Raw genomic sequence first — 14,263 nt, 5'->3', positions numbered from 1 at the left:
TGTATCGGTGAGCACCGAGAATCAGCCCTCTCCCGCAGAACGCATAGCCGCGGTGTCCACCCCGGGCACGATCGCCCGCTGGGTGTTCTGGCCGGCTGCGGTCGTCATCGTCGGGTTCAGCGCCTTCGCGATCATCTTCCCCACCACAGCCGAGTCGTTCTTCGGCGCCATCCAGACGTCGATCGTCGACTCGTTCAACTGGTACTACGTCCTCATCGCCGCCTTCTTCGTCGGCTTCGCGATCTTCGTCGGCTTCAGCCGCTTCGGCGACATCAAGCTCGGACGCGACGACGACGAGCCCGAGTTCTCGACGGGATCGTGGTTCTCGCTGCTCTTCGCCGCGGGCATGGGCATCGGCCTCGTCTTCTACGGCGTGAGTGAGCCGCTCAGCCACTTCGTGGACCCGCGTCCCGGCGTCACGGGCACCGAGCAGCAGCTGGCGCAGAGCGCTCTGACCCAGACCTACCTGCACTGGGGCGTGCACGCCTGGGCGATGTACGTCGTCGTCGGCCTCGCCCTCGCCTACGCGATCCATCGCCGCCGCCGCCCGATCTCGATCCGCTGGGCGCTCGAGCCGCTGCTGGGGAACCGGGTTCGCGGTGCTGCGGGCAACGTCATCGACGCGGTCGCCCTCGTCGGCACCCTGTTCGGCGTCGCGACCTCGCTCGGGCTCGGTGTCATGCAGATGGGATCCGGGCTCGAGTTCATCGGCCTCCCGCCCATGAACGACGCGATGCTCATCGGGCTCATCGCGATCGTCTCCGTCTTCGTCCTCTTCTCCGTACTGTCGGGAGTGACGAAGGGGATGAAGTGGCTCTCCAACTTCAACCTCATCGTCGCCGGCTTGCTGCTGCTGTTCCTGCTCTTCGTCGGACCCACGCAGTTCCTGCTGCGCGAGTGGGTGCAGTCGATCGGCGCATACATCCAGGACTTCATCGGTCTCTCCTTCACCGTCAGCGCGCTTCAGGGGGCGGCCGGCGAGGCCTGGCAGGCGCAGTGGACGTCGTTCTACTGGGGCTGGTGGATCTCGTGGGCGCCCTTCGTCGGCATCTTCATCGCGCGCGTCAGCAAGGGGCGGACGGTGCGCCAGTTCGTGGCGGGCGTGCTGCTCGTCCCGACGCTGATCGGCATCCTGTGGTTCGCCGTCCTCGGCGGCTCGGCGCTGTACCGCGAGCTCGAGCAGCCCGGATCGATGCTCGCCGCCGACGGGTCGGTGAACCTGCAGGGCGCCCTGTTCCAGCTGCTCGAGGGGCTGCCCGCCGGTGGTGTGCTGACCATCGGTGCCATCGTCCTGATCGCCGTCTTCTTCATCACCTCGGCTGACTCGGGTGCGCTCGTCATGGGCATGATCGCGACGGGCGGAAATCCCGAGCCGCCGCGCTGGGTGCGCACCTTCTTCGTCGTCATCACCGCCGCCCTCGCGAGCGCGCTCCTGCTGGCCGGAGGCCTGCAGGCGCTGCAGACGGCGGCGATCCTCATCGCCCTGCCGTTCTCGATCGTGATGCTGCTGATGTGCTGGTCGACGGTTCTGGCCTTCCAGCGCGAACGTCGTGCGTACGCCCGCGCGGAGCGGGCTCAGTTCATCGAGCGGATCGGCGACCACTACGGGCTCGAGGTCGAAGAGCCGAACGAACGGGGAGTGCGTTTCCCGTGGATCGGCGGCAGGCGCGGCTGATACCGCTGCAGCGAATCGTCGCGAAGGCGCCGGGCACGACCGTCCGGCGCCTTCGTCGTACGCTGGGCGGATGCCTCCGGTGTCTTCCGCCCGTCTGACCGATGTCCCCGCCGAGACGCTCTACCGCCTCCTCTGGCTGCGCGTGAGCGTCTTCGTCGTCGAGCAGGCCGCGGCCTACCCCGAGCTCGACGGCCGCGACCTCGAGCCCGACACCGAACTCTTCTGGATCGAAGACGGCGGACGCGTGCTCGCGACGCTCCGGCTGCTTCGCGACGTCTCGGGAAACGCCCGCATCGGCCGAGTGGCGACCGCGGCCGACGCGCGAGGCCGCGGTCTGTCTGCCCAGCTCATGCGCGCGGCGGTCGAGCGCGCCGTCGAGCGGTGGCCCGGCACCGCGATCGACCTCGACGCGCAGAAGCACCTCGCCGGGTGGTACGGGCGCTTCGGGTTCGAGGTCAACGGACCCGAGTTCTCCGAGGACGACATCCCGCACGTCCCCATGCGCCGCCCCGCCTGAGCCCGGTCAGCGGATGCCGGCCTGCTTCGGCAGTCGAACGAAGAGCAGCAGCACGAGCCCGAAGAGCAACACGACGGCGATGCCCAGCACGCCCCAGATGATGCTGCCGAACCAGGCGATGAACAACGACCACATGGCGGGCGACAGGAAGCTCGCGACGCGTCCCGTCGTGGCGTAGAGGCCGAAGATCTCGCCCTGCATCCCCGGCGGCGTCACCCGGGCGAGTAGCGAGCGGCTCGCGGCCTGGGCCGGCCCCACGCAGCCCGAGAGGATGAGCCCGGCGATCCAGAAGACGATCGAGCCGGCATCTCGCAGGACGAACAGCAGCACCGCGACGGCGATGAGGCCCGACAGGGTGGCCACGATCACGGAGCGCGCGCCGAAGCGATCGTCGAATCGTCCCGCGACGATGGTCGAGGCGCCGGCGACGAGGTTCGCGGCGATGCCGAAGACCATGACCTCGGTCGCGGAGAACCCGAAGGCGCGTGCGGCGAGGACGCCGCCGAAGGCGAAGACGCCTGCGAGCCCGTCGCGGTAGACCGCGCTCGCGAGCAGGAACCAGAATGTCGGGCGCTCGGTCCGGTAGAGGCGGACGATGTCCGTGACGAGGTGAGCGTACGCGGCGAGGAAGCCGACCTTCTCGGTGTCGTGCGGCGCGGTGCGCTCGGGCACGTTCAGCAGCAGGGGGATGGCGAAGACGATCGTCCATACGCCGCAGCCCACGGCGATGAGCCGGTAGGCGAGACCGTTGCTGGTGTCCATCCCGAACCAATCGGCGAAGGTGAGGGCGACCACCAGTGCGAGGGCGATGATGCCGCCGATGTAACCGAGCCCCCAGCCCAGGCCGCTGACCCGGCCGATCGTGCGGGGCGTCGAGACCTCCACGAGCATGGCGTTATAGTTGACGCCCGCGATCTCGGAGACGACGGCGCCGAGGGAGAGGACGATCGCGCCGTACCAGAAGAAGGCCGGGTCGGCGAAGGTGAAGAACAGGGCGAACTGCAGCAGCGCGAGGACGACGGTGAAGACCCCGAGCCAGCGCTTCTTGCGTCCCGACCGGTCGGCGGTCTGGCCGAGCACCGGGGCCAGCAGCAGGATCAGGATGCCGGCGGCCGTCGAGGCGACGCCGTAGCCGCTCGCCAACTCGGCGAGTGCCGCCTCCTTGACCGGGTCGGTGTCGGGCAGTGCCGCGATGTCGGCGGGAAGGAACGAGTCCGACACGAGGAACAGCGACGCGAACACGAACGTGAGGATGACGGAGTTGAACGGCTGCGTCGCCCAGTCCCACAGCGCCCACGAGATGACGGCCTTGCGGGGGACCGGCTGCTCGTCGACATCGCGACCCTGCATGGCGGCGATGCGTCCGAGCGCCTGCGTGTCGGCTGCGGTCGGCGGCGCGGGCACGCCGCGCGCGGAAGACATCGGGGAGCTGGGCCCACGGGGCGGATCGGTCTCGGGTGACATGCCGGGCACGCTAGAACCTCTCCGTGAACACTCGGTGCCGCCGGCCGGCGGCGTCACGTCGCGTCATCGCGACGGGGCCAGCGTATCCGTCGGGAAGGGGGTCGACGCCCTTTTCAGTCGCGACGCGCGAACCGATAGCCGATGCCGCGCACCGTCTCGATCCAGCGGCCGGTCCGGCCGTCGTCGCCGAGCTTGCGGCGCAGGTTCATCAGGTGGACCTCGACCGCGTGAAGGTCGTGGGGGCTGACGTGCTCGCCGTGCGCGCCGCTCTGCCGTCGGAGCATGAGCGCGATCCACGCTTTCTCGACGACGTCACCGGGACGCTGCATCAGGGCCTGCAGGACATCGAACTCGGAACGCGTCAGATCGAGGGAGCGTCCGTCGAGCTCGACGCGGCGCGAGCCGGGGCTCAGTCGCAGGCCGCCGGCTTCGAGCCATGCGCCCGGTGCCGCCTCGTTCGCCTGGAGCGTCCGCGGGCGCCGCATGAGGGCGTCGATGCGGGCCCGGAGCTCGTACGGGCGCCAGGGCTTGATGACGTAGTCGTCGGCGCCGCTGCGGAATCCCTCGACGGTCGCCGTCTCGTCGTCGACGGCACTGATGATCAGCACGTATCCGTCGTAGAAGGCGCGGATGCGGCGGACCGCCTCGAACCCGTCGATGCCGTCGAGCTTGACATCGACGGTGGTCAGGTCTGGACGCACGGCGCGCACCGCGTTGACGCCGGCATGCCCGTCTGCGAAAGCGTGAACGGCGAAGCCGTGCTGCTCGAGGGTCTGGGTGAGCAGGCTGCGAAGGTCGTCGTCATCCTCGATCACGACAGCGGTGCGGGTCATGGTCGTCTCCGGGCGCGACGCAACGCTCGACGACCGCCCATTGCGGGTCCGAGGTCGACGAGAGGCGAGTTCGGGATCACGCTTCTTGTCATGGGTGGACTCAACATATAGCGCGCCCCTGGGAGGAACCGATGATCGTGCCTCAGTCTTTCTCAGGTTTGGCTCAGGCGCACGAAATTGTGCAGCGCGGCGCGATGCGGAACTTGATACGCCTTGACTCAAGTTCGCTTGACACCATTTCGGGCCGGGAGTACAGTTGAGTCATCGCGGCTCAGGTTGGGCCGCCGCAGACTTCCGATCCCATAGAACCGCAAGTAAGGAGACAACTCATGGCACGTGCAGTGGGTATCGACCTGGGCACGACGAACTCCGTCGTGGCCGTCCTCGAGGGCGGCGAGCCCAAGGTCATCGCCAACGCCGAAGGGCTCCGTACGACCCCCTCGGTCGTCGCGTTCACCAAGGACGGCGAGGTGCTCGTCGGTGAGACCGCGAAGCGCCAGGCCGTCACCAACGTCGACCGCACGCTGACCTCGGTCAAGCGTCACATGGGCACCGACTGGAAGACCCAGGCGATCGACGGCAAGGCGTACACGCCGCAGGAGATCTCGGCCCGCATCCTCCAGAAGCTCAAGCGCGACGCCGAGCAGTACCTGGGCGACACAGTGACCGACGCCGTCATCACGGTCCCCGCGTACTTCAACGACGCCGAGCGTCAGGCGACCAAGGAGGCCGGCGAGATCGCGGGCCTGAACGTCCTGCGCATCATCAACGAGCCCACCGCAGCCGCCCTGGCCTACGGCCTCGACAAGGGCAAGGAGGACGAGCTCATCCTCGTCTTCGACCTCGGTGGCGGAACCTTCGACGTCTCGCTCCTCGAAGTGGGCAAGGACGACGACTTCTCGACCATCCAGGTGCGCGCCACCGCCGGTGACAACCGCCTCGGCGGTGACGACTGGGACCAGCGCATCGTCGAGTACCTGATCAAGCAGTTCAAGGACACGACCGGTGTCGACGTCTCCGGTGACAAGATCGCCCTGCAGCGCCTCAAGGAGGCTGCGGAGCAGGCGAAGAAGGAGCTCTCGAGCTCGCAGTCGACGTCGATCAACCTGCCGTACCTCTCGCTGACCGACTCGGGCCCCGTCTCGCTGTCCGAGACGCTCTCGCGTGCCAAGTTCGAGGACCTCACCAAGGACCTGCTCGACCGCACGAAGAAGCCCTTCGAGGACGTCATCCGTGAGGCCGGCATCAAGGTCGGCGACATCGACCACGTCGTGCTCGTGGGTGGTTCCACCCGCATGCCCGCCGTCTCGGAGCTCGTGAAGAAGGAAGCCGGCAAGGAGCCCAACAAGGGCGTGAACCCGGACGAGGTCGTCGCCGTCGGCGCCGCCCTGCAGGCCGGTGTCCTCAAGGGCGAGCGCAAGGATGTCCTCCTCATCGACGTCACCCCCCTGAGCCTCGGCATCGAGACCAAGGGCGGCATCATGACGAAGCTCATCGAGCGCAACACCGCCATCCCGACCAAGCGCAGCGAGACCTTCACGACCGCCGACGACAACCAGCCGTCGGTCGCGATCCAGGTCTTCCAGGGTGAGCGCGACTTCACGCGCGACAACAAGCCGCTCGGCACGTTCGAGCTCACCGGCATCGCACCGGCGCCCCGCGGCATCCCGCAGGTCGAGGTCACCTTCGACATCGACGCGAACGGCATCGTGCACGTCTCGGCGAAGGACAAGGGCACCGGCAAGGAGCAGTCGATGACGATCACCGGCGGCTCGTCGCTGCCCAAGGACGACATCGAGCGCATGGTGCGCGAGGCCGAGGAGCACGCGGCCGAGGACAAGAAGCGCCGCGAGGCCGCCGAAGTCCGCAACCAGGCCGAGACCCTCTCGTACTCGATCGAGAAGCTGATCGCCGACAACGCCGACAAGCTCCCCGAGGACGTCAAGTCCGAGGTCCAGGGCGACGTCGACGCGCTGAAGACCGCACTCGCGGGCGACGACGACGAAGCGGTGAAGACCGCGTTCGACAAGCTCAACGCATCGCAGGGCAAGCTCGGCGAGGCCATCTACGCGCAGGGTCAGGCCGACCAGGCGCAGGGCGCCCCGACCGACGCTCCGACCGGCGACGCCGGCGCGACGGCATCCGATGAGGACGTCGTCGACGCCGAGGTCGTCGAAGACGAGGAAGACAAGAAGTAATCATGACCGACAAGGACTTCGAAGAGCCGCACGGCGATGACGAGGTCCTCGGCGAGGAGGGGTCGGACGCCCAGGCGTCCGGCCCCGACGCGCACGGGGCCCCCGGAGCATCGGATGCCGCGGCTGCGGACGACGAACTGACCATCGACGACATCCTCGGTGCGACGCAGTCCGACGAGGCCGCCGTCGCGGAAGCACCCGCCGAAGAGCACGACCTGCTGCTCGACCTCAAGCGCGTGCAGGCCGAGTACGCCAACTACCGTCGGCGTACCGAGGACCAGCGCGAGGCTGAGATCGAGCGCGCCAAGGGCTCGGTCGCGAAGGGCCTGCTGCCCGTGCTCGACGACCTCGACCGTGCCGACAAGCACGGCGACCTCGTCGAGGGATCGCCGCTCGCGGTGATCGCGGACAAGCTCCGCGGGGTGGTGGCACGACTGGGCGTCGAGTCCTACGGCGCCGCCGGCGACGCGTTCGACCCGCAGCAGCACGAGGCGATCTTCCAGGCGCCCACCCCGGGCACGGCCGAGCCGACGATCCTCGAGGTCGTCGAGGTCGGCTACCGCCTCGGCGGCATCGAGCTGCGTCCGGCGAAGGTCGTCGTCGCGGTGCCGGCCGAATAGGAGGCAACGACATGGCCAGTCAGGACTGGTTCGACAAGGACTTCTACAAGGTGCTGGGCGTCTCCAAAGACGTCTCCGACACCGACCTGAAGAAGACCTACCGCAAGCTCGCGCGCAAGTACCACCCCGACTCGACGCAGGGAGACCCCGCGGCCGAGGCGAAGTTCAAGGAGATCAGCGAGGCGTACTCCGTGCTCTCCGACAAGGAGCAGCGCGCGGAGTACGACCAGATCCGGGCGATGGGGTCGGGCAGCGCCCGCTTCACCGCGGGTGGCCAGGGCGCCGGTGGCTTCGAGGACGTCTTCAGCGCCTTCAACCAGGGTGCGCGAGGCGGTGCCGGAGCTCGCGGCGCGGACTTCGACGACATCTTCGCGATGTTCAACCAGCAGACGGGGCGGTCGAGCCGCTTCGGGTCGGGCGGCTTCGGCCGCTCGACCGGGGGCTTCCAGGGCTTCGGCGGCCCGCAGCGCGGTGCGGACGTCACCGCACGGACGACGCTCGACTTCGCCACCGCGGTCCGCGGTGACACCGTCACGCTCCAGGGCGAGGACGGCAAGCCGTTCAAGGTGAAGATCCCGGCGGGTGTGAAGGACGGGCAGAAGATCCGGCTCCGCGGTCGCGGGCGTCCCTCGCCGGACGGCGGTGAATCGGGTGACATCGTCGTGAGCGTCACGGTCCGGCCGCACCCGGTCTTCACGCGCGACGGACTCAACCTTCGCGTGGTGGTCCCGGTGACCTTCACCGAGGCGGCCCTCGGCGCCACGATCGAGGTGCCGACGCTGGGCGGCGACCCCGTCAAGCTCCGGGTCGCGCCCGGCACCCCGTCGGGCCGCGTCCTGCGGGTCAAGGGGCGCGGCGTGAGCACGTCGAAGGGCACGGGCGATCTGCTGGCCGAGGTCCAGGTCGCCGTTCCCGCGCATCTCGACGAAGAGGCCCGAGCGGCCCTCGAACGATTCGCGGAGGTCGAGCCCCGCGAGAACCCCCGCGCCGACCTGATGAACAAGGCGCGCGGCTGACACATTCGTCTCGACCCGTCGCATCCGATCCCCTCGGGCGGACGCGGCGGGTCGCCCGACGACACTCTCGACGCCCAGGAGGTGACCAACCATGGCTGATGACGACATCGACGAGGACGCCCCGATCTTCGCGATCGCGGCCGCGGCGGAGCTCGCGGCCATGCACGCGCAGACCCTCCGGCAGTACGACCGGCTGGGCCTCGTGGTGCCCGGGCGCACGCAGGGAGGGTCGCGTCGATACTCGCTGCGCCACATCCGGCAGCTGCGAGAAGTGGCGCGGATGTCGGCGGAGGGCATCAGCCTGCCCGCCATCGCACGCATCCTGGAGCTCGAGAACGAGGTCGCGGGACTCCGCCGCGAGGTGCGCGACCTCGAGCAGCGTCTGCGCGACGAGATGCAGCAGCGCCCCGGCGCGCGAGTGTTCGCCGCCGGCGCCACGGGTGCCGTCGTGACCCTGCGTCACGGTGCGCGCGTGCGCCGGGCGACCGAGGTCGTGCTCTACCGCCGCCCCTCCGACCCGCCCGCGCAGTCGTAGCCGACCCGACGCGAAGGGGCGTTATCCGACGCGCGCACCGACCATTCGGGTCGGTTCGAGCGTGGGGCGGGGATGTGGGCAGGGGTCCTGCACAGGCGGCGCGACGGAGGTCGGATGTCGAACGGGCTGGGGAGATCTCGGGGTGGGTGCGGAGGGCCGACAGCCTGGACGGGTGGCACGCACTCCTGCTGAACTCCCCGAGGCGCTGCCGGGTGCCTTCACGGTCGGGAGGGCGCGCGCGACCGGAGTGACGCGCGGCAGACTCCGTTCAGCCGACCTGGCCGCGCCCTTCCACGGCATCCGCTCGCGTGCGCCCGTGACGGACGTGCGCGCGCTGGTGACCGCTTATCTGCCGAAACTGCGCGCGGGCGAGCACATCAGTCATGCCACGGCAGTGGCTCTCGTCGGCGGCTGGATCCCCGGGCGGCTGCGCGCGCAGGTGGATGTCGCAGCGCCGCGACCGCTCGGGCGTGCCCGTGGTGTCGGGGTGCGCGGGCACGAAGCTGCCGCGGCGAGTCTGTGGCGATTCGGACCCGTTCCGATCGCGCACCCGGCCGTCGCCTGGTGCCAATCGGCCGAGCTCATGGACGAACGCGAGCTCGTCATCTCGGCAGACTCCCTTATGCGCAGGCATGATCCTGTCTTGTCGATCGAGCAGCTCCGTGGAGCGGTGGCGGAGTGGTCCGGTCGGCGCGGCGTACGCGCGCTCCGACTCGCGTACGAACGCTGCCGGGAACGCACCGACTCGGTTGCGGAGACGGAGCTGCGTCTCGACGCCGAAGACCTCGGAATGACCACCTTCGAGGTCAACGCGGTCATCCGCGATGAGGCCGGGCGCTTCGTGGCCTATGGCGACCTCGTCGACGTCGAGCGGCGCGTGCTCCTGGAGTACGACGGTCAGCAGCACCGGCTCGACGACGCGCAGTACGGCCGCCGATCAGGCGGGGGGGGGGGGGGGGGGGCCAGTCGGCGGGGGCAAGTCGGCGGGGTCAGGCGGGTGGGAGGCGCAGCGTGTTGGCGGACTCGTCGAGGGTCAGGTCGTCGACGACGCGGAGCGAGCGGGCGAGGTGATCGAGCTCCTCCAGAACCGTCCCCACGCGCTCGCGGTCGCTGCACACGGCCGACAGCGTGACGAGATGGGTTCCCGTGTCCCAGGTGTACGAGACGAACGGGGGAGTCCGCGGGTGAGGCGGCAGCGTCATGACGAGCTTCTCGCCCGCCCCGAGGTAGGGGGAGCGGAAGTCCTCGGTGTCGTCGTACTCCATCGGCATCATCGCTCGCGCGGTGCGCACCTGCGGGGTCGCCTCCTGCATCTGCGCGAGGACGACGAGCAGCTCGGGGTCGGCCTTCCACATCCACGCTCGCACGCGCCCGTCGGCTCGGCGCATGAGCATCGGCACCGCCTGGCTCGCGGCCCACGCGGCGAAGCGTCCACCGGGGCGGGGCGCCGCTCCTATCGCGGCGTTCGCCTGGCTCAGCAGCATCCCGATCGCGCGCTTGCGAGCGCGGCGTCCGGAGAATCCGAACGATTCGGTGACGGCAACCCAGCGGGCGGGATCGGCATCGGCTTCGAGTCGGGCCATGACCCCAGCCTAGGGATGCCGCCTGGGTGCGCGCGGGGCGTCGCGCGCAGCGTCCGACGCGGCCCGAGTCGGTTTCCCCCAACGCCGTGCCGCCTCCCGGGAGCCCCTATACCGCTCGGGTAAGCTCGGGGCCGCCGCGTCGGCCACAGCCGGCGGCACGCCGCCGTACAGATTGGGCCTGACCCGTGACCGAATCCACGACGACCGAGGGTGTTCCCGCCGAGAGTTCTCGCGCGCCCCTGACCATCGTGATGGGCGCCGACACGTTCGCCCCCGATGTCAACGGAGCCGCCCGTTTCGCCGAACGCCTCTCCGCCGGCCTCGCCGCCCGCGGTCACGACGTGCACGTCGTGACCCCCAGCGTGAAGCACTCCCAGTCGGGAGTCTTCACCGAGAACATCGAGGGTGCCGACCTCACCGTCCACCGCCTCCCCGGGTGGCGCTGGTACCCGCACGACTGGCTGCGTTTCGTGCTGCCCTGGCGCTCGAAGCACTACGCCCGGCGCGTGCTCGACTCGGTCAAGCCCGACGTCGTCCACAGCCAGTCGCACATCGTCATCGGCCGCGGACTCACGCGCGAGGCGAAGAAGCGCGGCATCCCCGTCGTCGCGACCAACCACGTCATGGCCGAGAACGTCATCGACTTCACGACGCTGCCGCCGTTCCTCGACAAGATCATCATCAAGCTCTGCTGGGACGACGCCAAGCGCACGTTCCTGATGTCGCGCGCCGTGACCACCCCGACGCGCAAGGCCGCGCAGTTCCTCGAGGACACGATCGACATCTCGGGCGTCATCCCGATCAGCTGCGGCATCGACAAGCGCAACTACACCCCCGACCTGACTCCGCGCGAGCACCGCCGCATCCTGTTCGTCGGGCGCCTCACGACGGAGAAGCACGTCGAGGTCACCCTGAAGGCGGTCGCCAAGCTCGCCCCCGAGCTGGACGTCCATTTCGACATCGTCGGCGGCGGCGACCAGCGTCGGAACCTCGAGCAGACCGCGCAGCAGCTCGGCATCACCGACCGCGTCACGTTCTATGGGCGCACCGACGAGGCCGACCTCCGCGCGGCATACACGCGGGCCGACGTCTTCGCGATCGCCTCGATCGCCGAGCTGCAGTCGATCGCGACGATGGAGGCCATGGCCTCGGGCCTGCCCGTCGTGGCGGCGGATGCCGTCGCCCTGCCGCACCTCGTCCAATCGGGTGTGAATGGCTACCTCTTCGAGCCCGGCAACGTCGACGACCTCGCAGACAAGCTGCGGCGCGTGCTGACCGCCTCTCCCGAGGAGTACCTGCGGATGCAGCAGGCCTCACTCGACGGCGTCGAGATCCACGACATCGAGCGCACTCTCGACACGTTCGAGAAGCTCTACCGCGGCGAGCCGCTCGACGCGTGACGATGCGGCTCTTCTTCGACGCGCGCTACATCCGCACCGATTTCCACGACGGCATCAGCCGCTTCTCCCATGAGCTCGCTCACGCGCTGTTCGCGGCGGCGCCCGCCGAGGGTGTCGAGGTCACGTTCATCGTGCACGACCCCGCGCAGCTGCCGTTCCTCCCGGCAGGGGCGCCGCACGTCACGCTGCACGCGCCGACCTCCATGCTCGAGCCGTTCGCGGCGCTGCGGCTGAACCGGCACCGACCCGACGTCGTCTACTCGCCGATGCAGACGATCGGGGCCCTCGGTCGGCGGTTCGCGCTGATCCTCACGCTGCACGACACGATCTACTACCGGCACCGCACACCGCCCCGCGATCTGCCGTGGTTCGTGCGCTTGGGCTGGCGGCTCTTCCACCTCTCGTATGCGCCGCAGCGGGCGACGCTGAACGCCGCAGACGTCGTCGCGACGGTCAGCGAGACGAGCAAGCGTCAGTTCGCCGACGTCAAGCTGACCAAGCGCGAGGTGGTGGTGCTGCCCAACGCTCCGCAGCGTCTCGCCGAGCTGGCGCCCGCGACGGCCATGCCCGGGGCTGCGAAGCCGCAGAACATCGTCTACATGGGCTCGTTCATGCCCTACAAGAACGTCGAGACGCTCGTCCGGGCGATGCAGTGGCTGCCCGGCCGCACGCTGCACCTGCTGAGTCGGATCTCCGACGGTCGACGCGCCGAGCTCGAGGAGCTCGCGCCCGGCGGTGCCCGCATCATCTTCCACGGCGGAGTGACGGATGCCGAGTACGCCGCGCTCCTCGCCGATGCGGGAATGCTCGCGACACTCAGCCTCGACGAGGGGTACGGGCTGCCGATCGCGGAAGCCCTGGCGCTCGGGGTGCCCGCGGTGGTCAGCGACATGGCGATCTTCCATGAGGTCGGCGGCGACGGCGCGCTCTACGTGCCGCCGCGCGACCCGCGAGCCTTCGCCGCGGCCGTCGAGTCACTCGATGACGATGCCGCCCGCGCGGCGCTCGTCGCGGCGGGTCGTGCGCACATCTCCCGATTCACCTGGGCGGAATCGGCGTCGCGACTGCTCGCGGCATCCCGTCGCGCCCGCGCGCGCCGCGACCGCTGACGGCGACCGCGCTCCGGCGCGGTGACCGCTCGCGCTCGCGGTGTGTGGGCGCCGATTCCTCTGCCGGCGGCACGCGTGTCGGGTCGGTGGGGACGCGGCGGTAGCCGTCGCGTGCGACCACCGCGAGCGTGCCTGTCACGGCGGCGATCACGAGGAGGACGAGTGCGAGAAGAAGGATGTCGGAAGGCATGGCAGAAACGCTACGATGAGCGTTATCCTGCCGATACTGGCGGATGAGACGGTATTCGGAGGAATCCTGCCATGCACACGGTCGCTTGCGTCGTCCAGCCCGGGTTCGCGCCCTTCGAGTTCGGTCTCGCGTGCGAGGCGTTCGGTCTCGACCGCAGTGACGAGGGCATCCCGAACTTCGACTTCCGGGTGGTGGCACCCGATCCGGGGGCGGTCCCCGCCAATCTCCCGTTCTCACTCAACGTCGACGCGGGACTCCAGTTCGCCGACGAGGCCGATCTGGTCGTCATCACTCCCATCCCGCGCGAGAGCTGGGACTCCGTGGATAACCGCGTCACAGCCGTCGTCCGACGTGCGGTCGAGCGCGGCGCATGGGTGCTCACCGTCTGCAGCGGAGCCTTCGTGGTCGCGGCATCCGGTGTGCTCGACGGCAAGCGCGCCACGACGCACTGGCGCTACGCCGAGACCATGGCGCAGATGTACCCGCGCATCGAGGTCGACCCCGACGTGCTGTACGTGCAGTCGGACCGGATCATCACGTCTGCGGGTACCGCGGCGGGGCTCGACGCCTGCCTGCACCTGCTGCGCATCGAGCTCGGGGCCGAGGCGGCGAACACGATCGCCCGGCGGATGGTCGTGCCGCCCCTCCGCGACGGCGGGCAGGCCCAGTTCATCGCGCGTCCGCTCCCCGAGGCGGCATCGCTGTCGCTCGCGCCCATCACCGACTGGATGATCGCGAACCTCGACCTCGATCTGTCCGTCGATCTGCTCGCGTCGCGCGCGCACATGTCGCCGCGGACGTTCGCGCGCCGATTCAAGGCCGATTACGGGACGACCCCGGCGGCGTGGCTCGGGCGGCAGCGGATCCTGCGGGCGCAGCGGCTGCTCGAGCGGACCGACCTCGGGCTCGACCAGATCGCGGCCGACAGCGGATTCGGCTCGGCCTCCGTCCTGCGGCAGAACTTCGCGCGCGCCCTCGGGCTCAGCCCCTCGGCGTACCGCGCCCGCTTCGCCTGTACGCCCGAGGCGGCGTCGGTGGCCGGGGCTGCGGCAGAGGCCGTAGCGTCCTGAACGACACGGTGATAAACTTGAGTCACACAGGCTCAAGTTTGAGCCGAGAGATT

Annotated in this window: 13 protein-coding genes; 9 read left to right on the top strand and 4 right to left on the bottom strand. The window is 69.5% G+C overall.

The window, feature by feature from the left end; translation table 11 throughout:
* The first annotated feature begins 7 nt into the window (after positions 1-7).
* Both ABIC53_RS10950 and ABIC53_RS10945 read left to right on the top strand, forming a co-directional pair.
* Positions 8-1,675 (top strand): BCCT family transporter, encoded by a 1,668-nt coding sequence (locus tag ABIC53_RS10950; protein WP_378716914.1) that lies wholly within the window; start codon positions 8-10, stop codon positions 1,673-1,675.
* Between the two features lie 70 nt (positions 1,676-1,745).
* Entirely contained in the window at positions 1,746-2,192 is a 447-nt protein-coding gene (locus ABIC53_RS10945) for a GNAT family N-acetyltransferase (RefSeq protein ID WP_282501946.1), read from the top strand.
* A gap of 6 nt (positions 2,193-2,198) precedes the next feature.
* On the opposite strand, the gene ABIC53_RS10940 is transcribed toward ABIC53_RS10945, so the two are convergent.
* Complete coding sequence (locus ABIC53_RS10940; protein WP_282501947.1) at positions 2,199-3,656, bottom strand: MFS transporter; 1,458 nt, start codon at positions 3,654-3,656, stop codon at positions 2,199-2,201.
* 113 nt (positions 3,657-3,769) lie between these two features.
* Positions 3,770-4,489, bottom strand: a complete 720-nt coding sequence (locus tag ABIC53_RS10935) for a response regulator transcription factor (protein WP_114589032.1) — start codon at positions 4,487-4,489, stop codon at positions 3,770-3,772.
* A 329-nt stretch (positions 4,490-4,818) separates the two neighbouring features.
* Here ABIC53_RS10935 and dnaK point away from each other — a divergent pair, with 329 nt between their 5' ends.
* From dnaK to ABIC53_RS10915, 4 genes are all read left to right on the top strand, one after another.
* Positions 4,819-6,687: a molecular chaperone DnaK gene (gene dnaK / locus ABIC53_RS10930; RefSeq protein ID WP_274178224.1), complete on the top strand. Its 1,869-nt coding sequence runs from the start codon at positions 4,819-4,821 to the stop codon at positions 6,685-6,687.
* 2 nt (positions 6,688-6,689) lie between these two features.
* The gene (locus tag ABIC53_RS10925; RefSeq protein ID WP_274178225.1) at positions 6,690-7,307 is read left to right on the top strand and encodes a nucleotide exchange factor GrpE; all 618 of its coding nucleotides are present in this window, start codon (positions 6,690-6,692) and stop codon (positions 7,305-7,307) included.
* An 11-nt stretch (positions 7,308-7,318) separates the two neighbouring features.
* On the top strand, positions 7,319-8,323 hold the full coding sequence (locus tag ABIC53_RS10920) for a DnaJ C-terminal domain-containing protein (RefSeq protein ID WP_112616079.1): 1,005 nt from the start codon (positions 7,319-7,321) through the stop codon (positions 8,321-8,323).
* A gap of 91 nt (positions 8,324-8,414) precedes the next feature.
* Positions 8,415-8,858 (top strand): heat shock protein transcriptional repressor HspR, encoded by a 444-nt coding sequence (locus tag ABIC53_RS10915; protein WP_282501948.1) that lies wholly within the window; start codon positions 8,415-8,417, stop codon positions 8,856-8,858.
* 268 nt (positions 8,859-9,126) lie between these two features.
* Here ABIC53_RS10915 and ABIC53_RS10910 read toward each other — a convergent pair whose 3' ends face one another.
* Together ABIC53_RS10910 and ABIC53_RS10905 are read right to left on the bottom strand one after the other, a co-directional pair.
* On the bottom strand, positions 9,127-9,765 hold the full coding sequence (locus tag ABIC53_RS10910; RefSeq protein WP_282501949.1) for a hypothetical protein: 639 nt from the start codon (positions 9,763-9,765) through the stop codon (positions 9,127-9,129).
* A gap of 82 nt (positions 9,766-9,847) precedes the next feature.
* Complete coding sequence (locus ABIC53_RS10905) at positions 9,848-10,441, bottom strand: hypothetical protein (protein ID WP_282501950.1); 594 nt, start codon at positions 10,439-10,441, stop codon at positions 9,848-9,850.
* A gap of 251 nt (positions 10,442-10,692) precedes the next feature.
* Between ABIC53_RS10905 and ABIC53_RS10900 the strand changes: the two genes are divergently transcribed.
* From ABIC53_RS10900 to ABIC53_RS10890, 3 genes are all read left to right on the top strand, one after another.
* On the top strand, positions 10,693-11,841 hold the full coding sequence (locus tag ABIC53_RS10900) for a glycosyltransferase (protein WP_439117189.1): 1,149 nt from the start codon (positions 10,693-10,695) through the stop codon (positions 11,839-11,841).
* 2 nt (positions 11,842-11,843) lie between these two features.
* Entirely contained in the window at positions 11,844-12,950 is a 1,107-nt protein-coding gene (locus ABIC53_RS10895; RefSeq protein ID WP_282502629.1) for a glycosyltransferase, read from the top strand.
* Between the two features lie 261 nt (positions 12,951-13,211).
* Entirely contained in the window at positions 13,212-14,210 is a 999-nt protein-coding gene (locus ABIC53_RS10890) for a helix-turn-helix domain-containing protein (protein WP_282501951.1), read from the top strand.
* The last annotated feature ends 53 nt before the right edge of the window (positions 14,211-14,263 follow it).

Origin of the sequence: Microbacterium sp. 1262, from assembly GCF_040544895.1 — a bacterium.
GTDB lineage: Bacteria > Actinomycetota > Actinomycetes > Actinomycetales > Microbacteriaceae > Microbacterium > Microbacterium plantarum.
The sequence above is the reverse complement of the archived record's forward strand: the minus strand, read 5'-3'. Positions and strand labels throughout refer to the sequence as shown.